The organism is Nocardia sp. NPDC051833 (assembly GCF_040681225.1).
Classification (GTDB): Bacteria; Actinomycetota; Actinomycetes; order Mycobacteriales; family Mycobacteriaceae; genus Nocardia.
Genome location: NZ_JBFAYK010000001.1, coordinates 3,071,866 through 3,098,131 on the forward strand (window position 1 = coordinate 3,071,866; position 26,266 = coordinate 3,098,131).

Below are 26,266 nucleotides of genomic sequence, written 5' to 3' on the forward strand. Positions count from 1 at the left end.
GCGGTCACCGCACCGCGCCGGACCCGGCCTCGTCGCGGCAGGTCAGGTCGGTAGCGGGCAGCGTCCCGTCGAGCAGGTAGGTGTTGACGGCGGCGCTGACACAGTCGTTCGGATAGTTGCCGTAGATCCAGTGGATCGGCACGTCCGGCAGGGTCACCAGCCGCGAGCCGCGCAGCGCCCGGTGCATGCCGAGCGCGCCGGGGTAGGTGGTGCGGGTATCGCCGGTGGACTGCACGATCAGGCTCGGCACCGCGTTGTCGACCACGGTCTTCGGCTCGGCGGGCGGCGCCCAGAACGCGCACGGCGTGATGTTGTTCGTGAACGCCCCGAACAGTGGCTGATCGGCGCGGCTGTCTTCGATATTGCGCCAGTACCAGGCGGGATCGCGCGGTGTCGCCGCGTCGCCGCACAGCACGGCGGTGGCGGTGGACAGGTCGCGTGGCTCCGCTTTCAGCATGAAGGCCAGGGTGGCGGCCAGCTGCGGGTCCGGCGGCACGGTCGCGCCGTCGGCGGCGTCGGCGAGCTGACGGAGCTGCCCGGCCAGCATCGGATACTTGCGCGGATCGTCCAGCCCGGCGAACAGGATGTTCGGCAGGCTGTGCTGATCGACGGTGAACTCGCCGATCCGGATCGGCCGGTCCTTCGCCCGGCGCACCATCGCCTGGACGAACTCGCGCACCGCGAAACGGTCGGTGCCGAAACGGTATTCGTCGGCGTGCGCGGCGGCCCAGGCTGCCCATAGATCGAAGGCGGCCTCGTTGGCCGGGCCCATGTCGCGCAGCAGCTCGGTCGCGCCGTAGCGCTCGGGGTCGACCGCGCTGTCGAGCACGAAGCGGTCGGCGCGCTCGCCGAAGAGCTGGGTGTACACCGCGCCCAGGTAGGTGCCGTAGGAGGTGCCGTAGTAGCTGATCCGGTCCTCGCCGAGGACCGAGCGGATGAGATCCATGTCGCGGGCGGTGTTGCGGGTGGTGATGTGGCGCAGGCGGGCGCCCTCCGTCGTCGCGCACCGGGCGGCCAGCTCGGCCTGGCGGACGGTGCTCGCGGCGAAGTCGGCCGCGTCGAGTCCGGCCGACTGGGTCCAGAACCCTTCTTGCCAGCGGCAATTCACCGGTGTGGAGCGGCCGATGCCGCGCGGGTCGAGGCCGATCAGGTCGTAGCGGGCGGCGACCTCGGGGGTCATGCCGCCGCGGATGTCGACGACGAAGTCGAGGCCGGGGCCACCGGGACCGCCGGGGTTGGACAGCATCACCCCGCGCCGCTGTGCCGGATCGGTTGCGGGCAGGCGGGAGATGGCCACGGTCATCGTCGCGCCTCCCGGGTCCGAATAGTCCACCGGCACCGTGACATCGGCGCACTGCGCGCCCGCCGGGTCGAGGCGGGGATCGTCGCAGGATCGCCAGGACAGCGCCTGGTGGCGGAAGTCGTCGAGCGGGTCGGCCGACGCCGGTGCGGCGGTGAGCAATCCGAGGGTGGCGGTGGCGGCGAGCGCGGCGGTGATCAGGCGCTTCACGACGCGCACACGATCGTGTCGAAGGCCTGATCGACCAGTTTCGCCTGCTCCTCGCTGCGGGGCAGCTCGTTCACCACGAGGGTGACGGCGACGCCCTCGGCGGTGACGCCGGTGTGAGTGCCGAAACCGGGGATGCTGCCGCCGTGCCCGGTCACCTGGTCGCCGCAGGAGGCGGTGCGCTGGATCAGGCCCAAACCGTAACCGGCCGTTGGCATCCGGTCGAAGGGCACGGTGCGGCGCATCTCGGCGAACTGGGCGGCGGGCAGCAGCTTGCCGTCGAGCAGGGCGGTGAAGAAGCGATTGAGGTCGGCGCCGGTCGCGATCATGTCGCCCGCGGTGTCGGCCCACGAGGGATCGAGCTCGGTGAAATCGACTCGGGTGCCGTCGATCTCTTGATAGCCGCGCGAGTGCGGGGCGCGCAGGCCGGAGTCGCCCGCGGCGGGCGTGTAGGTGTCGCGCAAGCCGAGCGGTTCGAGGATCCTGGTGGCGATCTCGGCGGCCGTCGGGCGGCCGGTGACCCGCTCGATCAGCATGCCGAGCAGCACGTAGTTGGTGTTGGTGTACACCGCGCGGGCGCCCGGCTCGTACTGCGGCGGCATCGTCATCGCGATGCGCACCAGCTCGGCGGGGGTGAAGTGCGCTCGCCGCGCCGCCTCCGTGGCGATATCGAGCTGCGGGGAGCCGGGATCGGTGGGCTTGCTCGGATCGCCGCTGGCCAGATACTCGGGCAGACCGCTGGTGTGCTGGAGCAACTGCCGCACGGTGACGCGATTGCCGTCGTTGCCGTTGCCGTGCACCACGCCGGGTAGGTACCGCTCGACGGGCGCGTCCAGCTCGACCCTGCCCTCGGCGACGAGTTGCAGCAGCACGGTCGCCACGAAACTCTTGGTATTGCTGCCGATCCGGACGAACGCGCCGTCGGGAATCGGCGCGCCCGAGGCGAGATCGCCGACGCCCGCGGTGACGGTCCGCTCGCCCGCGGGCGAGGTGATCACGGCCTGGGCACCGGGGAAGCCCGCCCGCACCAAGGTTTCGAGGGCCTGGCGCACCTCGGGCGCCGGTGCGGCCACCGGGGTGGTCGCGCTACCGCACGCGGGCACGGCGAGCAGTGCGGCGGCGCAGGCACCCACGGCGACGAGGCGAAGGGACCTGCTGCGAAATAGCTTCATGAGCTGCGCTTTCCTCCTGCTGGAACGTGCTTTTCGGTGACTGTTCCGAGCGTAGGAAGACGCGCGCCTCGCGCCCATGCCGCGCGCGCCCGAATCGAAGGTAGTGCCAGCACTACCGACCCAGGGGTGGGGAAGGTGAAACGCCCATGGTGGGGCGGGAACTCCCCCTAGGGGTGGCTGTTTCGGCGCTCGCGCGCCCATACCGTTCATCTCGTCGAAAACGAACACAGAGGAGCGAACGACATGCGCATCAAAACCACCATCGCCGCCGGACTGCTGGCTGCCGCGACCGTCGCCGGGGTGTCGACGGTCGCGGCGGGCAACGCCGCCGCCGGCCCGTACGGCACCTACTACGGCACCTACGCCACGCTGGCCGCCTGTCGCGCCGACGGCGAGTCGTCCTACACCGGCGGCTACTACTGGGAGTGCACCGAGAACTGGGACGGCTGGGACCTCTACATCTGGTACTGAGTTACCCGCACGTCCGACCCAGGGGCATCCGGCGACGCCGGGTGCCCCTTCTCGGTGTTCGGCTAGATTGTCGGTCTGAGTTCCCCCAGTGAGAGAGATTGGCCGCGCATGCTGACGTTCGCCGTGCTCGGTGAGATCCGTGCCTGGCGCGACGCGGTCGAGCTCGACCTCGGCTCCCGGCAGCAGCGGGCGCTCCTGGCCGCCCTGCTGCTGCGCACCGGCCGCTCGGCCACCGTCGACGAACTGATCGACGACGTCTGGGGCGAGAACCCCACCGCCAGCGCCGTCGGCGCGCTGCGCAATCACATCCTGCATCTGCGCCGGATCCTCGAACCCGACCGGGCGGCGGGGGAGCCGCCGCGGGTGCTGGTCGCGCTCGGCGGTGGTTACGCGCTGCGGGTGCCTGCGGGCTGCGTGGACATCGAACAGGTCGACGACCTGATGGACTCCCCGCACACCGACCCCGCGGCGGCGGGCGACACCGTCGACGCCGCGCTGCGCCTGTGGACCGGCACCCCGCTGGCCGGACTGCCGGGCCCGTTCGCCGAGCGACAGCGTGCCCACCTCGCCGATCGCAGGCTCGTGCTGCTGGAACAACGCGCCGAACTCGACCTGCGCCGCGGTCGCTACGCCGAGGCCGTCGCCGACCTCACCCCGCTGTGCGCCGAGCATCCCCTGCGGGAGCGCCCGCGCGCGCTGCTGATGACCGCGCTCTACCACTCCGGCCGTCAGGCCGAGGCGCTGCGCGTCTACGCCGACACCCGGCGTGAGCTCGTCGACCAGCTCGGTATCGAACCCGGCCGCGAGCTCGCCGACCTGCACCGGCGCATTCTGGCCGGTGAGCTGAGCACGCCGCGTGAGCCGGTCGCGCCCGCCCGGCCGCAGACGCCGCAGCGGGTCGCGCAGCTGCCCGCCGACGTCGTCGACTTCACCGGCCGCGCCGCGGTGGTCGACCGGCTCGCCGCCCGGCTCACCGCGACCGGGACCGGGGTGCCGGTCTGCGCGATCGGCGGCATGGGCGGGATCGGCAAGAGCGCGCTGGCCGTGCATGTGGCGCACCTGGTGCGCAAGCGGTTCCCCGACGGGCAGCTGCACGTCGACCTGCGCGGTTTCGCCGCGGACCGCGACGGCGGGGCCACCGCCGCCGACACCCTCGGCGACTTCCTGCGCGTCCTCGGCGTGCCGGAGGGCGAGCTGGCCGCTGGCGCCGCCGAACGCTCGGCGCAGTTCCGCAGCAGACTGGCCGGGAAGCGAGTGCTCGTCGTCCTCGACAACGCCCGCTCGGTCGACCAGGTCGCGCCGCTGATCCCCGGGACACCCGGGTCGGCGGTGCTGGTCACCAGCCGCTCGGCCCTGCCCGAGCTGCCGGGCACCACCGCGGTGCGCCTGGACGTGCTCACCGCCGCCGAGGCGCACAGCCTGCTCGCCGGCATCGCGGGCGCCGACCGGATCGCGGCCGAACCCGAGGCGGTCGCCGCGGTGCTCGGTGCCTGCGGTGGGCTGCCACTCGCGGTCCGCATCGTCGGGGCCCGGCTGGCCGCGCGTCCGGCCTGGACGGTGCGGATCGTGGCCGAGCGGCTGCGCGACACCGCCCAGCGGTTCAGCGTCCTGCGCACCGGCGAACTCGCCGTCGAGCTGGCCTTCCGGATCAGCTACGACCAGCTCGACACCGGGCACGCGCGGGCGTTCCGGATGCTCGCGGTGCCCGAGGTCGGCGAGATCTGCGCCGAGGGCGCCGCCGCCATCCTCGAGCTCGACATCGCCGCGGCCGAGCAGGTGTGCGAAGACCTCGTCGACCTGAACCTGCTCGAGACCACCGCGCCGGGCCGCTACACCTATCACGACCTGCTGCGCCTGTTCGCCAGGGAACTGCCGGTCACCGGCGCCGCCGACCCACCGCTGACCGCGCTGCGCAGGCTGCTCGACTTCTACCTCGCCACCGTGAAACACGCTGTCGCGATCTGCAATCCGGGGACCCGGCTGCCCGAGCACCTGCGCCCGACCGCGGCGCCCGGCGTGCGGTTCGCCGACGAGCACGCGGCCCAGGCGTGGCTGGCGGGCCAGCGGCACAACCTGGTCTCGCTGTATCGCCAATGCGCGCAGGCGGGCGGCCCGATGCTGGCCCCCGCCGCCGATATCGCCTGGGCCACCGCCGAACTCATCGACGGCGGCGCGAACTGCATCGAGGTGGCGCGGGCACTGGAGGAGCTGCTCGACGCCGCGCTGTGCGCGGGGGACCGCTCGGTGGAGTGCCGGGTGCGGGTGGCACTGGGCGCGCTGTTCGCCTACTCGCTCGGCGCGCTGCGCCAGGGCCGCGACCATCAGCGCATCGCGCTCTCGCTGGATCGCGGCACCATCAGCGACGCCAGGCTCACCGCGTTCGCCGCGCAGCTGCTGTCGTCCTCGACCCGGCGCGGGACCGAAACGGCCGCGCCGCTGGCCCATTCGGCGCGGGCGATCCGGCTGGCCCGCCGGGTCGGTGACCGGGCGATCGAATGCGCGTGCCTGGTCCACGAGGTGAAGACCTACTCCGACGCGGGCGATTTCCCGGCCGCGCGCGAGCGCGCGATCACCGCGCGGGCGCTCGCCGCCGAGCTGGGCAACCGGTCGCTCGAGGTGATGGCGATGCACGAACTCGGGGTCACCCTGGTCTATCAGGGCGAGACGGCCGAGGGCGTGCGGCTGTGCGAGGAGGCGGTCGCGCTCGGCCGGGCGGGCGGGATCGAACTGCGGCTGGGCTGGGCGCTGTCGCGGCTGGCGCACGTGCTGTTGATGGCGGGCCGGGCCGCGGACGCGGAACCCGTTGTCGACGAGGCGATCCAGGTGCTGACCCGCGCGATCGGGCCGCTGACCAGGGCCAGGGTGCTCGTGCTCCAGGGTCTGATCAAGCAGGCCACCGGGCAGCCGGGGGAGGCGGAGGAGTCCTTCGTCGCCGCGGCGGAGGCGTTCGAGTCGATGCAGGACCCGCAGCTGACCCACGAGCGGCTCGACGCCGAACTGGAGGCGCCGGTGCTGGCGCTGCTGCACGACCACCTCGCCGCGCTGCGCGCTCGTCGCGGCATCATCGCCGCGTCATAGCGGCATCATCGCCGGGCACGAAAAATCCTGGGACGCTGGCGAACACAACTGTTCACGCGATAGATTGCCCTATGTACCCGGTTGTCGCGCCAGCGCGCCGCGTCGTCGCCGGGGGGTCGGCGGTTCGGACCGGGACAACGAGAACGGGATGTCCGAACTGCTCCGGACATCCCGTTCTTCGTGCACGTCAGCTCAGTGGCCGGCTTCCTTCAGGCGGGTGAAGGACTCGTCGATGACCTTCTCGGCCTCGGCGCGGCCCAGCCACTCCGAACCCTGGACGAACTTGCCCGGCTCCAGGTCCTTGTAGCGCTCGAAGAAGTGCTTGATCGCCGACAGCTCGAACTCCGAGACGTCGGCCAGTTCCTGGATGTGGTCCCAGCGCGGGTCGCCCGCGGGCACGCACAGCACCTTGTCGTCGCCGCCGGCCTCGTCGGTCATGCGGTACACGCCGATCGGACGGGCTTCCACGATCACACCGGGGAAGACCGACTCGGGCAGCAGCACCAGCGCGTCCAGCGGATCGCCGTCCTCGCCGAGGGTGTTCTCGATGAAGCCGTAGTCGGCCGGGTAGCCCATGGAGGTGTACAGGTACCGGTCGAGCTTGACCCGGCCGCTCTCGTGATCGACCTCGTACTTGTTCCGAGAGCCCTTGGGGATCTCGATGGTGACGTCGAACTCCACGCCATCTCCTTGCTCGTTCGAGTGCTTCTCTGCCGAATCGCCAGATCGTTCTGGGGAACCGTTGCGCAACGAGGATAGTGTGGTGTGCTGGTACACCGGTGCGGCAGGCGGCTCAGCGCGCAGTCGAGGCGTGTCGGGCGGAACAGTCGAGGATCGGTGAGGCGTTGATGTCGAGGTTCGAGATCCCGGTCGGCCGGGTGGCTTGATGGATCAGCGCGGAACGGGTCATCCGCCCTACGGCACGGGTCATCCGCCCTATGGCAACGAAGCGCCGACCGTGGCGCTCGATCGAAACGCCGAGCAGCCGGGATCGAAGAGTGGTCGATCGTCGCTGTGGATCTGGCTGTCCGCGGTCGTGGTCGCGCTGCTGGTGATCGCGGGTGGGTTCGCGGCGATCGCGAAACCGTGGACCCCGGAGTTCCGGCACGGCGGGCTCACCGTGGCCCCGCCGCCTGCCACCGAGCAGCCGATCGCCGAGGTCACCCCGGCCCGGTCGGACGCGCCCGCGCCGACGCCCGCCGGGATCGCCGCCGCGCTGGCGCCGGTCGTCGGCAGCCCCGATCTGGGTAGTTTCGCCGGTCAGGTGAGCGATCCGACCAGCGGTGCCGTGCTGTGGAGCCAGGACCCGGCCAAGTCGATGATCCCCTCCTCGACCGCGAAGGTCATGCTCGTCGCGGCCGCGCTGCTCACGCTGCCCGACGATCAGCGGGTGGCGACCAGGGTCCTCGCCGGCGCGCCGGGCGAGCTGGTGCTCGTCGGCGGCGGCGACCCGACGCTGACCACCAGGGCCGACGGCGGCTACTACACCGACGGGGCCCGGATCGCCGATCTGGCCGCGCGGATCAAGGCGACGGGCAGGCAGGTCACCGCGATCGTGGTCGACACCTCCGCCTATCGCGGGCCGACGATGGCCTCGGGCTGGGACCCGGTCGACATCCCGGAGGGCTCGATCACCCCGATCGAACCGATCATGCTCGACGGCGGCCGCTTCGATCCGTCGGCCGACTACTCGCCGCGCACCTCGACGCCCGCCCTGGACGCCGGGCGCGCGCTGGCCGCCGAACTCGGCGTCGACCCGGCCGCCGTGCGGGTCGGCCCGGCCGCGCAGAACGGTGCCGAGATCGCGAAGGTGGAATCGGCGCCGCTGCGAGTCCGGCTGCACGACATGATGATCCACTCCGACAACGTGCTCGCCGAGACGATCGGGCGGGAACTGGCGGTCGCGACCGGCCACGAGGCGTCCTTCGCCGGTGCCGTCGCCGCCACCACCGGGGCGCTGACCAGCGCCGGATTCGACGTCGCCGGACTGCATTTGGCCGACAACAGCGGGCTGTCCGTCGACGACCGGGTGCCGCCGCGGCTGCTCGACTCCATCATCGCCACCGCCGCCGAGCCCACCGGCGACGCGGCCGTGGCACCGGCCGGAACCCAGGCCAGGCCCGAGAACGACCCGCGCGCAGCGGCTCTCGCGCCGTTGCTGGACGACCTGCCGGTCGCGGGCGGCACCGGGACGCTGGCGCCGCGCTTCGTCACCCAGAACCGCCAGGGCGCGGGCTGGGTGCGGGCCAAGACCGGAACTCTGAGTGTCGCCAGCGCGTTGGTCGGATATGTGCTCGACCGGGACGGCCGGGTACTGACCTTCGCGCTGATGTCCAACGATCGGTTGCCGGAGGTCAGCAGGCCCGCCCTCGACGCGGTGGCGGGCACCCTGCGCAACTGCGGATGCTCCTGAGAGCGGGTGGCGATGACCGACGACAAGACCGGGCGCACGACCTCCGGGTTCAGCGGCGCGGTGGACTGGCGGCTCGCCGCCCGCACGGGCGCCGTGCTCGCGCCCGCCGGGCCGCGGACCTCACGGCAGACCGCCGAACAGGTCGTCGCCGAGCTGGCCACCGCGTCGGTGCGGGCCGAAGGGCCGGTGCGTGAGGTCAGCGGACTGCTCGACGACCGGCCGGTGCCCGAGGCCAGGATCGTCGACCGGCCCGGCTGGATCGGCGCCGCCGCCGAGTCGATGGCCGTGCTCACCGGCACCGAGGCCGTCTCGACGACCGGCAAGCTCGTCGGCAAGCCCGCGGGCTTGCAGGCCGGGACCATGCTGGCGTTCCTGTCGACCGCGATCCTGGGCCAATACGACCCGTTCACCGGCGAGGACGGCACGCTGCTGCTGGTCGCGCCCAATATCCTCAGCGTGGAGCGGGCGCTCGGGGTCGACCCGTCCGACTTCCGGCTCTGGGTCTGCCTGCACGAGGTGACCCACCGGGTGCAGTTCTCCTCGGCCCCGTGGCTGGCCGACTACATGCGCGCCAATGTCGACATCCTCAGCGAGGTCGGCGAGGAGCCGATGAGCGAGATGCTGAGCCGGTTGCTCGCCGAGGTGCGCTCTCGCCGCGACGGCGACACCGTCGACGACCCGAACAGCCGTGGCGTCGTCGGCCTGCTGCGCGCCGCCCAGGCACCGCCGCAGCGCGAGGCGCTGGACCGGCTGCTCATGCTCGGCACGCTGCTGGAAGGCCACGCCGACCACGTCATGGACGCCGTCGGACCGGCCGTCGTCCCGACGGTCGCCGATATCCGGCGCGCCTTCGACCAGCGCAGGAAGAAGCCGACCAATCCCGTGCAGCGGTTGCTGCGCGCGCTGCTCGGGGTCGACGCGAAGGTCGCGCAGTACGTGCGTGGGAAGAAGTTCGTCGACGCCGTGGTGGAGCGGGTGGGCGTCACGGAGTTCAACACGGTGTGGACGAACGCGGAGACCCTGCCCCGCCTCGACGAGGTGGATGATCCGGGCCGCTGGATCACCCGCGTGCTGTGACTGTTCCGCCTCTCGGGGATGCGCGTGCCGCTGGGGTTTCGTCGGCGGCCGGCGGTGCTCGATGACGGGTCAGGTGCGGCTTCCGGAGACTCCCGCTGTGCTGGCGGTGCGGCGGGGTGTGCGGGAGTGGGTCGCGGCGCGCGGTGGGCCGATGCCGGTGGTGGTCGGGCTCTCCGGGGGCGCCGATTCGCTGGCGCTGGTCGCGGCCGCTGTCGTCGAGGCTGGAGACGTGACCGCGATCGTCGTGGATCACCGATTGCAGGACGGGTCGGGGGAGGTGGCCGCGCGAGCTGCCGAGCAGGCGCGGGCGCTGGGGTGTGTGGCCGCCGAGGTGGTCGCGGTCGAGGTCGGGCGCGACGGCGGGGTCGAGGCGGCGGCGCGGGTGGCCAGGTACGCGGCGCTGGAATCGGTGCGGGGGGAGCGGCCGGTGCTGCTCGGGCACACCCTCGACGACCAGGCCGAGACCGTCTTGATCGGGCTGGCACGCGGGTCGGGCGGGCGTTCGATTCAGGGCATGGCGGCATGGAACGAGCCGTGGGGGCGGCCGTTGCTGGCGGTGCGGCGGGCGCAGACGCGGCAGCTGTGCGCCGATCTCGGAATCGAACCGTGGGAGGACCCGCACAACCTCGATCCGGCCTACACCCGGGTGCGGGTGCGCACCGAAGTCCTGCCGCTGCTCGAGGACGTGCTCGGTGGCGGCGTCGCCCAGGCGCTGGCCCGTACCGCCGACCAGTTGCGCGCCGACGGCGAGGTGCTCGACGCGCTCACCGCCGACCTGCTGCGCGCGGCCACCGTGGGCGTCGACGGCCGACGCGGCTCGGATCGGCCCGCTGGTACCACCGGCAATCGCGGCAGTGGCCCCGGCGACAGTGATCGACCCGCGCTGTCGATCGAGATCCTGGCCACTGCCGCCCCGGCGCTGCGTCGCCGGACGATCCGGGCCTGGCTCGCCGACCAGGGCATCGGCGGCGTGCTGAACGCACATTTACAGGCGATCGACGAACTCGTGAGCAACTGGCGCGGGCAGGGTGGGGTGGCCGTGGCCGGGGGCAGCAGGGACCACAGGTTGGTCGTGACGCGCGCGCATGGCACGCTGACGGTACGCGCGCAGCCGCGAAACGATGCCACATAATGGATCGGCCCGGTCGGGATCGACACCACTGAAGGGAAACCCACTTCCGTGTACGGAGACGACATCGCATCGGTGCTGATCACCGAAGACGAGATCAAAGCCAAGATCGAAGAGCTGGCCGAGATCGTCGCCAAGCGATACCCGCCGGATTCCCCCGAGGGCGACCTCCTGCTGGTCTGCGTGCTCAAGGGCGCCATCTTCTTCATGACCGACTTCGCCAGGGCGCTGCCGATCCCCACCCAGCTCGAGTTCATGGCCGTGTCGTCCTATGGTTCGTCCACCTCGTCCTCGGGCGTCGTGCGCATCATGAAGGACCTGGACAAGGACATCGCGGGCCGCAATGTGCTGATCGTCGAGGACATCATCGACTCCGGCCTGACCCTGTCCTGGCTCAAGCGCAACCTGTCCACTCGCAACCCGGCCTCGCTGGAAGTGGTGACCCTGCTGCGCAAGCCCGACGCGCTGCGCACCCCGGTCGACGTCGCGCACGTGGGCTTCGACATCCCGAACGAGTTCGTCGTCGGCTACGGCCTCGACTACGCCGAGCGCTACCGCGACCTGCCGTTCATCGGCACGCTGGACCCGAAGGTCTACTCCTAGTCCGCCGGCCCGAAGGCACGCAGCACCGACTCGACCAGGGCGTCGGCGAAGGCCGCGTCCAGCGGGCCGGAGCGCGGTAGCCAGCGCTGGGTGATCGGTCCGTAGAGCAGGTCGACGACCAGATCCAGGTCGGCGTCCGCCCGCAGCTGCCCCGCGCGCTGTGCCGCGGCCAGCCGCCGGACCTTGGCCGCGTGCACCGGCTGTTCCAGCTTCTCGCGATAGAGCGCGGCCAGCGCCGGGTCGTTGATGACCTCGGTGAGTACCGCCCGGATCGGCGCGTCGAACGCGGGATCGGCGAATTCGGCGACCGTCGCGCGCAGCACCGTCTTCAGGTCGGCCGCGAGGTCGCCGGTGTCCGGCAGTTCGATGCCGCCGCCGTCGGGGTCCTCGCTCTGCGCGAGCAGGGCGTCGAAGACCACCGCGCCCTTGGACGGCCACCACCGGTAGATCGTCTGCTTGCCGACTCCGGCACGCGCCGCGATGGCCTCGATGGTCAGCTTCGCGTAAGCGGTCTCGCCGACGAGTTCGCGGGTCGCGTTCAGGATCGCCGATCGGGACCGTTCGCTGCGGCGGGCGCTGTCCGGGGTTCGTGCCATGGGGAGAGCCTAGCCCGAAAATAAAACGAGACGTTTCGTCTTGACAATCGATCGATCATGGCCCATCCTCGTATTCAGCAAACGAGACGAACCGTCTCGTCGCACTAGAAGGAGGCGCACATGACCCGCGCAGACAACGAAGCCCGCACCTGGTTCATCACCGGCGCCTCGCGAGGGCTCGGCCGGGCGTTCGCCGAGGCCGCCCTCGCGGCCGGTGATCGGGTCGTCGGCGTCGCCCGTGATGTCACTCCGCTCGACGATCTGGTCGCCGCCGCCGACGGGCGGCTGGTCACCTTCGCGCTCGACGTCGCCGATCGCACGGCGGTCTTCGCCGGGGTGCGGCGGGCGTACGACGCGTTCGGGCGGCTCGATGTCGTCGTCAACAACGCGGGCGGGGTGGTGCTCGGCATGCTCGAGGAACTCACCGAGCGGCAGGCCCGCGACCACCTGGACGTCAACTTCTTCGGCGCGCTGTGGGTGAGCCAGGCGGTGGTGCCGCTGCTGCGTGAGCAGGGCTCCGGGCACATCCTCCAGGTGTCGTCCATGGGGTCGGCGGGCGGCTTCGCGGCCACCGGCGTCTACAGCGCGGGCAAGGCCGCCCTCGACGCGATGACCGAGGCGCTGGCCATGGAGGTGGAGCGGTTCGGCATCGCCGTCACCATCGTGCAGCCCGGCGGCTACGAGACCGGCCTGTTCACCACCGGGCTCACCATGACCGAGCAGAACCCGGCCTACGCCCCGGTGCGGGCCTGGCTCGAGGAGATGTGGAGCGAGTCGAAGGACGCCGATCCGGCCTCGGCCGCCGCCGTCGTCGTCCGCCTGGTGGACATGGCCGAGCCGCCGAAGCGGATCATCCTGGGCGACGCGGCCTTCGACATGGTCGCCGACCTCGGCGCGGCCCGCACCGCGGAGCTCGCGAAGTGGGAGGAGCTCAGCCGTCAGGCGGGCTGAGGCCGGGTGCCGACCACCCGCAGCAGGGCGCGGGTATCGCCCTCGATGACGCGGAACAGCGCGTAGGAACCGGCGAAACCCAGCGCCCCGCCCACGCAGATCGCGCGGAGCGGGGTGGTGGTCGTCAGCAGGTCCGGGATCGATAGGAAGGTCGCGCTCCCGATGGCGAGCAGCGGAATCGACGCGGCCGTCATCAGATAGCGGTGACACCGCGTGACCAGGCCCGTCAGTGCCGCGCCGTCGGCGCGGAAGTCCTGTCCGTGGTGCACGAACAGCGGATAGACACAGCGCGTGAGGTAGAGCGTGATCAGGAAGAACGGGTAGGTCGTCGCGATGGCCGCGCTGATCGCCGCCGCGATGAGGAAGTGCACCGCCGTGCGCAGCGTCAGGTTGCCCGCCAGCGCGATCGTGGCGGCGAAGACGACGGCCGCCGACAGCCACAGCACGACGGCCACCACCACGGCCTGGTTGCCGAACCGCAGCGAGTCGCGGCGGGCGCGATCGAGCGCACCGGGTGAGCAGCGCAGGCCCGCGCGGAGCCGCCGGGGCACGATCAGCAGCCGCCGGGCCAGGTAGATCAGGGTCGCGGCGCCCGCGGAGAAGAAGAGCACGTTCGTCACGCCCGCGACCGTCAGCAGGGTTTCCCTGGTGGCCGGGTCGAGCCGGTCGACGATCAGCGCCGTGTTCAGCTGGGCGTTGTAGATCGCGGCCAGCAGATTGGGGATCGTGATCGACAGCGCCAGGATCGCGAACAGGTACGGCCGCAGCCGGATGCGCCAGCTGTTCGGTGGCGGGTCGACCAGGTCGCGGGCGTGCGGGTCCAGGCAGAGATCGAACTGCGCGGCGAGGACACCCGCGTCGGGCCAGCGGTCGGCGCGGTCGGCGGCCAGGCAGGCCAGGAGGACCCGGCGCAGCGCGGCCGGGCAGTCGGCGGGCAGCTGGGCGAGCGCGGCGGCGGTGACGCCCTCGTCGCGGCGTTCCAGGGCCGCGTCGAGGGCGATCTCCGGGCGCAGTTCGTCGAGGGGGACGGTGGTGTCGTCGAAGGGTTTCGCGCCGGTGAGCAGTTCCCAGAGCAGGACGCCGAGGGAGTAGATGTCGGCGCGGGTGTCGAGGTCGGCGGCGGTGCGCTCGTAGCCGGGGTGGCAGGCCTCGAGCTGCTCGGGCGACATGTACGAGAGCGAGCCGCCGAAGTACGAGACGGGATTGGTGTCGGTCGCGCGGCTGAAGCTGATGTTGAAGTCGGCCAGCTTGGGCACGCCCTCGGCGGTGAGCAGGACGTTGGCCGGTTTGACGTCGCGGTGCAGCACGCCGTTGCCCGCCGCGTGGTGCAGGGCGGCGGCGAGCCTGCTGCCGAGCCAGGCGACGGTCTCCGGCCAGCTGAGCCGGGCCAGGTGGGCGCGCACGGCCGAGTCGGCCGGGCGGATCTCGCCCTTCTCCTCCATCGCGGCGTCGACGGCGTCGAGCAGCAGCCCGCTGGTGCGCTCGGCGAGCGGGGTCGCGCGGACCCAGCGAAGGACGTCGAGGAGGGTGCCACCCGGCAGGAACTGCATGTACAGCAGCCGCAATCGGGGGGAGCTGTCGGCGGGGTCGTCGAGCACCTGCTGGTCGAAGACGCGCACGATGTAGTCGTGGTCGAGCTGGGCCAGCGTCTGCGGCTCGCTGCCGCTGTCGGCGGAGATCTTCACCGCGACCAGTCGCTGCATCGAGCGCTGCCGGGCCAGGAAGACGCGCGCGAACGCGCCCGCGCCGAGCTCGGTGAGCAGCTCGAAGTCACCGATTCTGGTACCGACCGCGATCCGGTCGAGTCCACGCCGATCGGTCGGATGCGCCGCGCCGGTGCGGTCGAGTGCGGGCCTGGTCGCCTCGGCGGTGCGTGTGGAGCTCACGCCGGGGGTACGGGCGCGAGCGCCGGGTGGTTCATCGCGATGTCGGCGGACCCGCGCGCGGATAGCCGGACCCGGTCACCCGCAGCAGCGCTCGGATATCGGATTCGATGATCCGGAACAGCACATAGGAGGCGACGAAACCGATCAGCCCGCCCACGCAGATGGTGCGCAGCGGGGTGAGCGTGGTCAGCAGGTCCGGGACCGGCAGGAAGGTCGCGCTGGCGACGACCAGCAGCGGAATCGACGCCGCGACCACCAGGTACCGGCGGCACCAGGCGGCCAGCGCGATGAGCGAGGCGCCATCGCCGCGGAAGTCCTGGCCGTGGTGCAGGAACATCGGATAGACGCAGCGCAGCAGATACAGGGTGATCAGGAAGAACGGGTACGTCATGGCGACGGCGGCGCAGATCGCGGACACAAGCAGCAGGTGCACGACCGTGCGGACCGGCAGCACGCCGTCCGCGACCCCGATGGTGATCGCGTAGATCACCCCCGCGACGACCCACAGCACGAACACCACCGCGACGGCCAGATGCCCGAGCCGCAGACAGTCCTGTCTGGCCCGCTCGAGGGCACGGGGTGAACAGCGCCGGCCCGCGCGGAGCCGATGCGGGATGGTCAGCAGCCGCCTGCCCAGGTAGATCAGGGTGGCGCCGCCCGCGGAGAAGAAGAGCAGATTGGTGAGGTCGGAGACCTCGCGCTGGGTGGCGCGGGTGCCGGGGTCGAGCCTGCTGTGCAGCAGCGCGGTGTTCAGCTGTCGCTGGTAGTAGGCGGCCAGCACGTTCGGGATCGCGATCGAGAGCGCCAGGATGGGGAACAGATACGGCCGCAGGCGGATGCGCCAGCTGTTCGGCGGCGGGTCGACGAGGTCGCGGGCGTGCGGGTCAAGGCACAGGTCGAACTGCGCGGCCAGGATCGCGCCGTCGGCCCACCGGTCGGCGCGGTCGGGGGCCAGGCAGGTCAGCAGGATGCGGCGCAGCGCGGCGGGGCAGTCGGCGGGCACCTGGTCGACGGCCGTCGCGGTGGCGCCCGCGGCGCGGCGTTCCAGGGCGGCGTCCAGGGCGATCTCCGGGTGCAGGTCGTTGTCGGGGACGGTGGTGTCGTCGAAGGGTTTCGCGCCGGTGAGCAGTTCCCACAGGAGTACGCCGAGGGAGTAGATGTCGGCGCGGGTGTCGAGGTCGGCGGCGGTGCGCTCGTAGCCCGGATGGCAGGCCTCCAGCTGCTCCGGGGACATGTAGGCCAGCGAGCCGCCGAAATAGGACACCGGGCTGGTGTCGGTCGCGCGGCTGAAGCTGATGTTGAAGTCGGCCAGCTTGGGCACGCCCTCGGCGGTGAGCAGGACATTGGCCGGTTTGACGTCGCGGTGCAGCACGTCGTTGCCCGCCGCGTGCTGCAAGGCCGACGCCAGCCTGCTGCCCAGCCACGCCACCGTCTCCGGCCAGCTCAGCCCGGCGAGCTCGGCGCGCACGGCCGAGTCGGTCGGGCGGATCTCGCCCTTCTCCTTCATGGCCGCGTCGACGGCGTCGAGCAGCAGCCGGCTGGTGCGCTCGGCGGGCGGGGTGGCGCGGACCCAGCGCAGTACGTCGAGGAGGGTGCCGCCGGGCAGGAACTGCATGTAGAGCATGCGCAGCCGGGGTGAGCCGTCGAGTATCTGCTGGTCGAAGACGCGCACGATGTAGTCGTGGTCGAGCTGGGCCAGGGTCTGCGGCTCGGTGCCGGTGTCGGCGGAGACCTTCACCGCGACCAGCCGCTGCATCGAGCGCTGCCGGGCCAGGAAGACCCGGGCGAAGGCGCCGGTGCCGAGTTCGGTGAGCAGCTCGAAATCGCCGATCCGCGCGCCGACCTCGATCCGGTCGAGGCCACGCCGGTCGGCCGGATACGCGGTCTCGGGCGCGGGCCGGGTCGCCTCGGTCGTGCGTGTCGAGCTCACCTCAGGTGGTACGGCCGCGCACCGGCGCGGGGTTCATCGCACCGGTCAGCTGACGACCCGCTCCAGGGCGGCCAGGTCGGCCTCGAGCTGACGGAACAGCAGGTAGGAGCCGACGAAGGCGACGATGCCGCCGACGCACAGGACCCGGACGGCGACGATCACCTGCGGGATGTCGGTGGGCGGCAGGAAGGTCACACCGGCCACCGCGAGCAGCGGGATCGACGCGGCCACCGCCAGGTACCAGGTGCTGCGGCGGCTGAGCGCGCGCAGCCAGACGGCGTCGTCGGTGCTGATCTCGCCATGCCGCAGGAAGATCGGGTAGATGCAGCGGACCATGTAGAAGGTGACCAGGAAGAACGGGTAGGCGACCGCGATCGCGCCGCAGACCAGTAGCGAGGCGAGGAAGTGGACGACCGCGTGCGCGGGAACGTCGCCGGAGGCCAGCTGCAGGGCGATCGGGAAGGTGACCCCCGACAGCGCCCACAGCGAGAACGCGACGATCACCGAGCGGTCGCCGAGGCGCAGGGTGTCGTGTCTGGTGCGGCGCAGCGTCGCCGGGTCGTAGCGTTTGCCGTGGCGCATGCCCCGTGGCACCGAGAGCACGAACCGGGCCAGGTAGATGAGCAGGACGGTGCCTGCCGGGAAGAACACGAGGTTCACCCCGGCGGTGATCACCACGAACGATTGCTGCGCGGACTCGCTGAGCCTGCTCACCACCAGCGTCTGGTTGTGCACGATGTTGTACCAGGACGCGAGGGCGTTCGGGATGCCGATGGCGATCACCATCACCAGCAGCGGCAGCCTGCGCAGCACCATCCGCCAGCTGTTGGGCGGTGGGTCGACCAGATCGCGGGCGCGCTCGTCGAGGCACAGGTCGAACTGCTTGGCCAGCACCGCGCCGTCGGGCCAGCGCCGGGAGCGGTCGGGTTCCAGGCAGGTCAGCAGGACCCGGCGCAGGGCGGCCGGGCAGTTCGCGGGTACCCGGTCCAGCGCGACCTGGTCGACACCGCCGGTGCGGCGTTCCAGCATGGCCTCGAGGGTGGTCTCGTCGCCGCCGCCCGCCGCCTCGGCGGTGCTGTCGTCGAAGGGCTTCGCGCCGGTCAGCAGTTCCCACAGGACCACGCCGAGGGAGTAGATGTCGGCGCGGGTGTCCAGGTCGGCGGCGCTGCGGCCGAGCCCGGGATGGCAGGCCTCGAGCTGCTCGGGCGACATGTACGACAGCGAGCCGCCGAAGTACGAGACCGGGCTGGTACCGGCGACGGTGCGGCTGAAGCTGATGTTGAAGTCGGCCAGCTTGGGTACGCCCTCGGCGGTCAGCAGGACGTTGGCGGGCTTGACGTCGCGGTGCAGCACGCCGTGCGCGGCCGCGTAGTCGAGTGCCTCGGCGAGGCGCCTGCCCAGCCAGGCCACGGTCTCCGGCCAGCTCAGCTCGGCCAGTTCGGCGCGCACGCTCGAGTCGGTCGGGCGGATCTCGCCCTTCTCCTCCATCGCCGCGTCCACGGCGTCGAGCAGCAGCTTGCCGCTGCGCTCCTCGGGCGGCGTCGCGCGGACCCAGCGCAGCAGGCCGAGCAGGGTGCCGCCGGGCAGGAACTGCATGTAGAGCAGGCGCAGGCGGCGGGCCGCGGACGGCGTCGCGTCGGTGTCGAGCAGCTGCTGGTCGAACACGCGCACGATGTAGTCGTGGTCGAGCTGGGCCAGGGTCTGCGGCTCGGTGCCGCGGTCGGCGGAGATCTTCACCGCGACCAGCCGCTGCATCGAGGTCTGCCGAGCCAGGAAGACCCGCGCGAACGCGCCGGACCCGAGCCCGGTCAGCAGCTCGAAATCGCCGATCCGCTGACCGATCTCGATCCGGTCCAGCGGTGCGAACGCGCCGGGCCCGGACGCGTCGGCGGTCGCCGCGGCGGTTGCCGCAGCGGTCGCTGTCGCGGTGAGGTCGAGCTCGGGCGTGGTCACCTGGGTAGTACGACGTGACGCGGGCGGTTGGTTCACCGTGGGGTCGGGATCGTCGGTGCGGTGGGTGCTCTGTTCGAGCTCGTCGGTGTTGAGCAGACCGCGCAGGCTCGCCGCCTGATCCGGGTATTCGCGCAGGCAGTCGCGGGGGTCGACGCGCTCGCCGCTGTGCCTGCGGATGACGAATTCCTCGAACACCAGCCCGGCGGGCAGCGTGGTGCGCGCGAGTTCGGGGAACTCCGCGCAGTAGTCGGCCAGGCGCTTGCGGGCGACGGTCTCGCCCGCGTGCTGCAGCCACCGGTGCCGCAGATCGACGCGGATCAGCTCGTGCAGCGCCTGCCTGCGCAGGGTCTGCGCATCGGGCAGGAACTCGGACATATCAGGCGGCTGACCGGTGGCTCCCCAGGCTTCGGCGAACGCGTCGACCATGCTCGCGCGCACGTTTGTACCCGGACCGGCGCTCGTGTCGGGTCCGTCACCGCTTCCGGTGTTATCGCTCATCCAAACCGACCTAAGGTTCGCGTGGAGCGTGACCGAAATTCCTTCCGCCACACCCGACACCATCGGCCCCCGAGCCGTACCCGAATGATACTTTGCGCCTCGAGAGCAGATCACCCGAATTTCGACGACCATGCGACGGGGGCGAATCCGCACATGCACGATGACCTCACAGCGGTAGCATGGGAGTCCGTCGACGACGACGGCGTGACGGACGCTGAGGTGGCGATGAACTCTTCCCACCCACCCGCCGACGAGTACCCCATCGGCGGCCCGGCGGCGGCGCTGGCCGCCCGGGTACGCGCGGGCACGATCGCGCCCGTCGACGTGGTGACCGAGGCACTGACCCGCATCTCCTCGGAGAATCGCAAGATCAACGCGTTCACCGTCGTGCGCGCCGAGCAGGCGCGCGCCGAGGCGCGCGAGCTGACCGCCCGCGACGAGCTGGACGAGCTGCCGCTGGCCGGGGTGCCGGTCGCGGTGAAGCAGAACATCGAGGTCGCCGGCGTGCCGACCAGAACGGGGTCCGCCGCCACCTCGGCCGAGCCCGCCGCCGCCGATCACCCGGTGGTGGCCCGGCTGCGGGCCGCCGGCGCGATCGTGGTCGGGGTCACCGCGATGCCCGAGCTCGGCCTCTGGGCGACGACCGACGAGGACGGCACCGTCACCCGCAATCCGCGCGATGTCGGCCGGTCGGCCGGTGGGTCCTCGGGCGGGGCGGCCGCCGCGGTCGCGGCCGGGCTGGTGCCGATCGCGCACGGCAACGACGGGCTCGGTTCGATCCGGGTGCCCGCCGCGGCGTGCGGGGTCTTCGGGATCAAGCCGGGTCGACAGGTGGTGCCCGCCGGGATCGGCGCCGACTCCTGGGGTGGCATGGCCGAGAACGGCGTGCTCGCGACGACCGTGTCGGACGCGGCGCTGGCGCTGTCGGTGCTGGCGGATCGGTCGGATCTGGCCGAGCTACGCGCGCCACAGCGACTACGCGTCGGACTTGCCGTGGCTCCGCCGTCGCGACTGGTCCGGGTGGATCGACACTGGACGGCGGCAGCGCGTACCGCGGGTGCGCGCGCGGCGGCGGCCGGTCACCTGGTGGAACCGGTCGAACTTCCCTATGGCGACGTGGCGCTGCTGATGCTGCTGCGCTGGCCGAGCGCCGGCCTGGCCGACGCGGCGCGGCTACCGCACCCCGAGCTGTTGCAGCGCCGCACCAAGCGGCATCTGGCGCTGGGCAGGCTGATCCGGCGGCTGCGGCTGGTGCGCCCGGATCAGGTCGACCGGACCGAGGCCCGGCTGGTCGACTTCTTCGAGAACTTCGACGTGGTGATCACCCCCACGCTCGCGGCGCCGCCGCCCAAGGCCAGGAAGTGGAGCGGGCGGGGCTGGACCTCGAACGTGCTGGCCTCGGCGCGCTACGCGCCGTTCACCGGCATCTGGAATCTGGTCGGCTGGCCCGCCGCGTCGGTGCCGATGGGCACCCATCCCGAGGCGCACACCCCGCTCGCGGCGCAGCTGGCCGGGCCGCCGGGGAGCGAGGCCACCTTGCTCGGCCTCGCCGCCCAACTGGAACTGTCGAACTAGACCGCGATCGGCTGCGGCTGCTGCTGGGGTTCGGAGAAGCCACCGTCGACGGCGCGACCGGCGAACTCCAGGATGGTCGGCCGGGTGTCGTCGGCGCGCCACGCCACCGCCAGCTCACACGGGGTGAGGCCGGCGACCGGACGCGCGGTCAGGCCGGGCCAGCGGTACATCGGGACGTTGTTCTCGGCGAGCAGGCACACGCCCAGGCCCAGGCTCACGGCCTCGAGCTTGTCCTCGGGGGTAGCCGCCTCGGCGCCGATCTTGGCCGCGCGTCCGCCGCGGGCGTCGTTGCCGAGCCAGAAGTCACGGACCGCGCCCGCCTCGGTCGGCAGGGCGACGAACGGCTCGTCGAGCAGATCGGCGAACTCGATCGTCTCCTGCTCGGCGAGCGGGTGGTTCTCGGGTAGTAGCACCCAGCGCGGCTCGGTGCGCAGCACCTGCCAGCGGTAGCGGTTGGGGTCGGGCAGCGGCAGCCACACCAGGGCCAGGTCGGCCTGTCGGCCCGCCAGGCCGCTGGACGGGTCGTTCCAGGAGGCGGCGTGCAGGGCCAGGCGGTGGCCGCTGGCGCTCTCCAGGTCGTTGAGCAGGCCGCGGCCGAGGGCGGATTGGATGCCGACGCGCAGCACTTCACCGGCTTCCTGCAGGGAGACGTTGGTCACCTCCCACAGCTCCAGGATCTTGCGGGCGCCTTCGAGCAGTTCCTTACCGGCGACGGTCAGGGCGACACTGCGCTGGTTGCGGTCGAACAGGACCACGTCGAGCTGGCGTTCGAGCTGGCGGATCTGGCGTGAGAGCGTCGGCTGAGCGATGTGCAGCCGCTGGGCGGCGTTGGTGAAATGCAGTTCCTCAGCGACGGCGACGAAATACCGCAGATCGCGCAAATGCGGGTCCATAGCACCTTGCTATCAGAATCGGTCGGGAAATTCCAGCCAAAACGGGCAAGGAAGTTCGCGTAAGTGGATCAAAACAGTCACCAGGTTGGTATCGCACAGCATATGGCCTGACATGGTGCGCTGCATCATTGAGGCGTCATTTGTGGACAGGCACCGGGCGACGACCGGTGGATGTGTGACTGCTGGGCGGTTGACCAGCGGAAATGCGTCCGGGCTCACACGATTCGGTGGGGTGTGGCGTGCGCCCCGGCGAGGCCGTCGGGCGATGAAACAGACCGCTGACCACTGTCCGTGCGGGAAACCCTGCGATGCAGTGAGTTTCGTCACAAACAGGTTTCGGTGGGTGGAATCCGGCCGTGGCGAGCGGTGCGCGCACGGCCGGATTCGCCGCCTCAGCTCACGCGGCGGGCGGTGCTCATCGACCGCTCTTGAGCCGCCACACCGCGGGGAGGTCGATGCGGCGGATGCCGCGCGCACCGGCGGCCCGCATCGCGCCCACCGCGATGACCAGCTTGTTCATGTCGTACGGGTACCAGAACAGTTCCTTGCCCATGGTGGGCAGCTTCGGCTTGGTCATCGCCTGCGCGCGGCAGTACTTGCGCAGGCCCGCCGCCCCGCCCCAGCGCGCGCCGACGCCGGACAGGCCCCAGCCACCCATCGGCATCGCCGGGTTGAACAGGTTCGAGAACACGTCGTTGATGTTGACCGCGCCCGCGTTCAGCTGCCGGGCCACCCGTTCGCCGCGCGCCTTGTCGCCGGTCCACACCGACGCCGACAGGCCGTAGATCGAATCGTTGGCCAGCCGGATCGCCTCGGCCTCGTCGGCCACCTTCATCACCGGCAGCGTCGGGCCGAAGGTCTCCTCGGCGACGCACGACATCGAATGGTCGACATCGACGAGCACGGTCGGCTCGAAGAACGTGCCGACCCCGGTGCGCTTGCCGCCGGTGGTCGCCCGCGCGCCCGCCGCGATCGCCTCGTCGACATGGCGCTGCACGATCCGCACCTGGTTCTCGTTGGCCAGCGCGCCCACGTCGTTCTTCGATTCGCGCCCGTCCTCGCCCTGGCGCAGGGCGGCGACGGCGGCGGTCAGCTTGGTGACGAACTCGTCGTAGACCGGCGCCTCCACGTAGACCCGCTCCACCGAGATGCAGACCTGCCCGGCGTTGAACATGCCGCCGAAGGCGATGCCGTGCGCGGCGCGATCGATGTCGGCGTCGGCCAGCACGATCGCCGGGTCCTTGCCGCCGAGCTCGAGGCTGTAGGGCACCATCCGCTCCGCGCAGGCGGTCGCGATCTTGCGCCCGGTCGCGGTGGAGCCGGTGAACTGGATGTAGTCGGCGTTCTCGACGACGGCCGCGCCGGTCGCGCCCGCGCCGGTGACCACCTTGAACACCGGCGGCGCGCCGATCTCGGCCCAGCCGCGGGCCAGCTCGACCGCCGACAGCGGGGTCACCTCCGACGGCTTGAGGATCACCGCGGCGCCGGCCGCCAGCGCGGGGAACACGTCGATCGCGGGCATCGCGAGCGGGAAGTTCCACGGCGTGATCACGCCGACGACCGGGTACGGCCGGTAGGCGACGGTCAGCGACTTCACCCGGGCCAGCGGGCTGTGCGGGGAGGGATGCTCGTCGGCGAGGAACTTGCCGGCCCGGCGCGCGTAGTAGCCGAGCAGATCCACGGCGAAGGCCGGGTCGATGAGCGCGTCGACGCGCGGCTTGGCGGTCTCGGACTGCAGGACCGCGGCCAGATGCTCGGTGTTGTCGATCATCCAGTCCTGCATCTTCAGCAGCCACTTCTTGCGGCCCTCGGGGCCGATCGCCTCCCATTCGGGCTGGTAGAGGCGCAGTTCCCGGACCGCGGCCGCCACGTCGTCCGGCGCGACGATCGGCACCGAGCCGGTCTGGACGCCGGTCGCCGGATTGTGTACCGCGATCACCTGGGCATCGGCCGCGGCGGTCTGGTCGAGTTCGGTCACTGTCGTGCTCCCCACTGCGTTGTGTGAATCAGTTCACCAACTATCAGCCTGGCACAATGAGAGCGCGGATTCTTGGCCGTTCACGTCAACGAAATCGGGATTTTTGGTGTCTGGAGAACAAATCACCGAACAGGTGCGCGGCTGGTTCGCCGAGTTCGTGTTCGATCTGCTGCGCACACAGTCGATGGACCGGATCCTGGCCCGGCTCGACGCGGCCGTGCTGGCCGGGTCACCCGAACTCGACGACCCCGATCTGCGCCGTGACCTGGCCGCCAGCACCCGCGCGCACGCCAGGGTGGTGCTCGGCGGCCTCGCCACCGACAGCGACGACCTCGTCCTGCCCGAGGAAGCGCACGTCCTAGCCAGGACGATCGCCCGCCGCGGCCTCGATATCCGGGTCCTGCTGCGCGCCTACCAGGCGGGCTTCGCCGAGACGCTCGCGGTGATGACCGAGACCGTCGACGAGGGGCAGGTGCCGCCGGATCTGGAACGGGCGGTCATGCTGCGCCTGTTCGACCGCACGGCCACCTGGATGGGCCTGTCGATCGAGCAGCTCACCGGCACCTTCATGGCCGAGCGCGAGCGGGTGCTGCGCGATGCCCTCAACACCCGCACCGAGCTGGTGCGGGCGCTGCTGGCGGGCACGTCGGTCGACGTCGACCAGGCCGCGATCGTCCTGGGCTACCGGCTCGCGCAACGACATCTGGCGTTCCTGCTCTGGACCGGCGACGCGGCGGGCGAGGAACCCGGCGGCCTGCTCGACCGCACCGCGACCAGGATCGCCACCGCGCTCGGCGCCACCGGCCTGCTCACCGTCGCGGCCAGCGCCAGCGGGCTGTGGGCCTGGGCGGCGATCGAGGACGACGCCGAGCTCGCCGAGCGGATCGCGCGCTGCGAGGTGGTGGCGCCGGTGCGGGTGGCGTTCGGGCTGCCCGGCGCGCACGTCGACGGGTTCGTCGCCAGTCATCGGGAGGCCGTCGCGGCGCGCCGGGTCGCCGAACGTGGCACGGGCGCGGTCACCAGTTACCGCGAGGTCGAGATCGCCTATCTGGCCGGGATCGACACGGCCGCGATGCGTGGGCTCATCGCCCGCGAACTGCGCGGGCTCACCGGAACCGATCCGGTCGCGACGCGGCTACGCGCGACCCTGCACGCCTACCTGCGCGCGCAGCGCAGCCCGGAGGAAGCCGCGCGCACGCTCGGCGTGCACAAGAACACGGTGCGCTACCGGATCACCCGGGTGGAGGAGATCCTCGGACACCCGGTGTCCGAGCGCGCGCTCGCGCTGGAGGTGGCGCTGGATTGCGTCGCCGCCTACGGAGTCTCCTGAACCGCGCCGTCCCTGGCCGCGATCCGGCGCAGCGGCGGTTCGGTGGGCGGCGGGACCCGGCGATCGGGTAGTTCGGCGAGCAGCGTCGTCGTGGCCGCGGCGATGGCCGCGACGGCCTTGTCGACCGCGGGTTTGGTGGTGCTGCTCAGCCCGGAGATGCCGCCGACTTTGCGCACGTATTGCAAGGCGGCAGCGTAGATCTCCTGCTCGGTGGCGGCAGGCTCCAGACCACGCAAGACGGTGATATTTCTACACATGTCAGAACCATAGACCTGTGTGGCAGGTCACGGCAGGCCAAGAAAGGAGATTCGCTCCTAGGCCCAGGACGGCACCCGCCGCACTAGACTCGGCCGCATGCCTGCCAGGGGAGTACCAGCGCTGACCACCTTTCCCTACCCGGAACTGGACGGCCGCGAGGAAGACCACTGGTCCGGAGCCGGTGTGAGCGACGATGAACTTCGCGCGCTGGCGCTCGGCGCCTTCTACTCCACCCGCTGGGACGCCTTCCACGACGCGATGCTGCTCGGTCCCGAGCGCGAGCACCCGCTGGGCGATCGCCGCGAACTCGCCATCGACACCCTCACCGGCGCGTGGGGCATCACCGACGGCACCGAGGCGCGCGCGTCGATGGAACAGCTCCTCGAGGGCATGCACGCGCCGCTCTACTCCCTGGTGCACCCGCTGGTGATGGCCTCGATCAACGCCAGCGAGCGCGACCGCTTCGGCGAGCGCGCCGACCGGCACCGCGCCTTCCTCCGTCAGGTCGGTTCGTTCCGCGGCATGGACAACCCCGAGGCCCTGGTCCGCGACTACGACATCTGGGCCCAGGCCATCAAGATCGGTTTCACCGACCACCTGGCCCGCCCGCTGCCCAACGACATCTCCGCCTGGGACCTGGCCCGCGTCGTCGCGGTCGCCCGGATGGCGTTCACCGCCGGCTACATCGATGCCGATGTCGCGTGGGAGTACTGCATGCGCGCGCTCGCGCCCGCCCAGCGCCGCTACCGCAACTGGCGGCAGTTCGGCGACGCCTACCTGGCCGGCTGGACCTACTGGCAGGCCACCGAGGACCTCGCCGAGCTCAAGAACGGCGGCGTTGACCGCCGGATGGAACTGCTACGGCTGTGGACCCGCCCGACCAGCCCGTGGCGCCGGATCGAGCTGAACGAGCCCGAGCAGAAGACCGAAACCGAAGCGGCCGAACCGAACTGAGCGTTCGGCCCGGC

Annotated in this window: 20 protein-coding genes; 10 read left to right on the forward strand and 10 right to left on the reverse strand. The window is 71.5% G+C overall.

Features of this window, described 5'->3' with window-relative positions; genetic code table 11:
- Positions 1 to 4: 4 nt before the first annotated feature.
- Together AB0L91_RS13905 and AB0L91_RS13910 are read right to left on the reverse strand one after the other, a co-directional pair.
- Positions 5 to 1,510 carry an alpha/beta hydrolase gene (locus AB0L91_RS13905; RefSeq protein WP_365009910.1) on the reverse strand — a complete coding sequence of 502 codons (1,506 nt, stop codon included), beginning with the start codon at positions 1,508 to 1,510 and terminating at the stop codon, positions 5 to 7.
- Positions 1,507 to 2,679 (reverse strand): serine hydrolase domain-containing protein, encoded by a 1,173-nt coding sequence (locus AB0L91_RS13910; protein WP_365009912.1) that lies wholly within the window; start codon positions 2,677 to 2,679, stop codon positions 1,507 to 1,509. The genes AB0L91_RS13905 and AB0L91_RS13910 overlap by 4 nt, the downstream gene beginning before the upstream one ends.
- 243 nt (positions 2,680 to 2,922) lie before the next feature.
- Between AB0L91_RS13910 and AB0L91_RS13915 the strand changes: the two genes are divergently transcribed.
- Positions 2,923 to 3,150, forward strand: coding sequence for a hypothetical protein (locus AB0L91_RS13915; protein ID WP_218720726.1), 228 nt, complete (start codon positions 2,923 to 2,925; stop codon positions 3,148 to 3,150).
- A gap of 108 nt (positions 3,151 to 3,258) precedes the next feature.
- On the forward strand, positions 3,259 to 6,228 hold the full coding sequence (locus AB0L91_RS13920; protein WP_365009913.1) for a BTAD domain-containing putative transcriptional regulator: 2,970 nt from the start codon (positions 3,259 to 3,261) through the stop codon (positions 6,226 to 6,228).
- A gap of 192 nt (positions 6,229 to 6,420) precedes the next feature.
- Here the strand turns inward: AB0L91_RS13920 and AB0L91_RS13925 are convergent, their stop codons facing one another.
- Complete coding sequence (locus AB0L91_RS13925) at positions 6,421 to 6,909, reverse strand: inorganic diphosphatase (RefSeq protein WP_355280848.1); 489 nt, start codon at positions 6,907 to 6,909, stop codon at positions 6,421 to 6,423.
- Between the two features lie 205 nt (positions 6,910 to 7,114).
- Here AB0L91_RS13925 and dacB point away from each other — a divergent pair, with 205 nt between their 5' ends.
- The 4 genes from dacB to hpt all read left to right on the forward strand — a co-directional run bounded on the left by dacB (position 7,115) and on the right by hpt (position 11,450).
- Positions 7,115 to 8,641 (forward strand): D-alanyl-D-alanine carboxypeptidase/D-alanyl-D-alanine-endopeptidase, encoded by a 1,527-nt coding sequence (gene dacB / locus AB0L91_RS13930; protein ID WP_365009917.1) that lies wholly within the window; start codon positions 7,115 to 7,117, stop codon positions 8,639 to 8,641.
- A 12-nt stretch (positions 8,642 to 8,653) separates the two neighbouring features.
- The gene (locus tag AB0L91_RS13935; protein ID WP_365009920.1) at positions 8,654 to 9,718 is read left to right on the forward strand and encodes a zinc-dependent metalloprotease; all 1,065 of its coding nucleotides are present in this window, start codon (positions 8,654 to 8,656) and stop codon (positions 9,716 to 9,718) included.
- Positions 9,719 to 9,779: 61 nt separating this feature from the next.
- Positions 9,780 to 10,850, forward strand: coding sequence for a tRNA lysidine(34) synthetase TilS (gene tilS, locus AB0L91_RS13940; RefSeq protein ID WP_365009923.1), 1,071 nt, complete (start codon positions 9,780 to 9,782; stop codon positions 10,848 to 10,850).
- 48 nt (positions 10,851 to 10,898) lie between these two features.
- Complete coding sequence (hpt, locus tag AB0L91_RS13945) at positions 10,899 to 11,450, forward strand: hypoxanthine phosphoribosyltransferase (protein WP_218720732.1); 552 nt, start codon at positions 10,899 to 10,901, stop codon at positions 11,448 to 11,450.
- On the opposite strand, the gene AB0L91_RS13950 is transcribed toward hpt, so the two are convergent.
- Positions 11,447 to 12,046: a TetR/AcrR family transcriptional regulator gene (locus AB0L91_RS13950; protein ID WP_355280841.1), complete on the reverse strand. Its 600-nt coding sequence runs from the start codon at positions 12,044 to 12,046 to the stop codon at positions 11,447 to 11,449. The two genes, hpt and AB0L91_RS13950, sit on opposite strands and share 4 nt — an antisense overlap.
- Positions 12,047 to 12,166: 120 nt before the next feature.
- Here AB0L91_RS13950 and AB0L91_RS13955 point away from each other — a divergent pair, with 120 nt between their 5' ends.
- Positions 12,167 to 12,997 carry an SDR family NAD(P)-dependent oxidoreductase gene (locus tag AB0L91_RS13955; RefSeq protein WP_365009925.1) on the forward strand — a complete coding sequence of 277 codons (831 nt, stop codon included), beginning with the start codon at positions 12,167 to 12,169 and terminating at the stop codon, positions 12,995 to 12,997.
- On the opposite strand, the gene AB0L91_RS13960 is transcribed toward AB0L91_RS13955, so the two are convergent.
- From AB0L91_RS13960 to AB0L91_RS13970, 3 genes are read right to left on the reverse strand one after another with little or no spacing between them, the layout of a single operon-like run.
- Positions 12,985 to 14,883, reverse strand: a complete 1,899-nt coding sequence (locus AB0L91_RS13960; protein WP_365009928.1) for a serine/threonine-protein kinase — start codon at positions 14,881 to 14,883, stop codon at positions 12,985 to 12,987. The genes AB0L91_RS13955 and AB0L91_RS13960 overlap by 13 nt on opposite strands.
- Before the next feature lie 31 nt (positions 14,884 to 14,914).
- A complete protein-coding gene (locus AB0L91_RS13965) occupies positions 14,915 to 16,813 on the reverse strand; it encodes a serine/threonine-protein kinase (protein ID WP_365009930.1) in 1,899 nt (632 codons plus the stop codon).
- 45 nt (positions 16,814 to 16,858) lie between these two features.
- Complete coding sequence (locus tag AB0L91_RS13970; RefSeq protein ID WP_357346128.1) at positions 16,859 to 19,264, reverse strand: serine/threonine-protein kinase; 2,406 nt, start codon at positions 19,262 to 19,264, stop codon at positions 16,859 to 16,861.
- 225 nt (positions 19,265 to 19,489) lie between these two features.
- Between AB0L91_RS13970 and AB0L91_RS13975 the strand changes: the two genes are divergently transcribed.
- Positions 19,490 to 20,839, forward strand: a complete 1,350-nt coding sequence (locus AB0L91_RS13975) for an amidase family protein (RefSeq protein ID WP_357346130.1) — start codon at positions 19,490 to 19,492, stop codon at positions 20,837 to 20,839.
- On the opposite strand, the gene AB0L91_RS13980 is transcribed toward AB0L91_RS13975, so the two are convergent.
- Positions 20,836 to 21,732 (reverse strand): LysR substrate-binding domain-containing protein, encoded by an 897-nt coding sequence (locus tag AB0L91_RS13980; RefSeq protein WP_355280830.1) that lies wholly within the window; start codon positions 21,730 to 21,732, stop codon positions 20,836 to 20,838. The two genes, AB0L91_RS13975 and AB0L91_RS13980, sit on opposite strands and share 4 nt — an antisense overlap.
- Before the next feature lie 415 nt (positions 21,733 to 22,147).
- Positions 22,148 to 23,710, reverse strand: coding sequence for an aldehyde dehydrogenase family protein (locus tag AB0L91_RS13985; protein ID WP_355270658.1), 1,563 nt, complete (start codon positions 23,708 to 23,710; stop codon positions 22,148 to 22,150).
- Between the two features lie 106 nt (positions 23,711 to 23,816).
- Between AB0L91_RS13985 and AB0L91_RS13990 the strand changes: the two genes are divergently transcribed.
- Positions 23,817 to 25,040, forward strand: coding sequence for a helix-turn-helix domain-containing protein (locus AB0L91_RS13990; protein ID WP_365009936.1), 1,224 nt, complete (start codon positions 23,817 to 23,819; stop codon positions 25,038 to 25,040).
- Here AB0L91_RS13990 and AB0L91_RS13995 read toward each other — a convergent pair.
- Entirely contained in the window at positions 25,025 to 25,297 is a 273-nt protein-coding gene (locus AB0L91_RS13995; RefSeq protein ID WP_189029638.1) for a DUF2277 domain-containing protein, read from the reverse strand. The two genes, AB0L91_RS13990 and AB0L91_RS13995, sit on opposite strands and share 16 nt — an antisense overlap.
- A 97-nt stretch (positions 25,298 to 25,394) precedes the next feature.
- Between AB0L91_RS13995 and AB0L91_RS14000 the strand changes: the two genes are divergently transcribed.
- Complete coding sequence (locus AB0L91_RS14000; RefSeq protein ID WP_355270661.1) at positions 25,395 to 26,252, forward strand: DUF1266 domain-containing protein; 858 nt, start codon at positions 25,395 to 25,397, stop codon at positions 26,250 to 26,252.
- Positions 26,253 to 26,266: the final 14 nt, after the last annotated feature.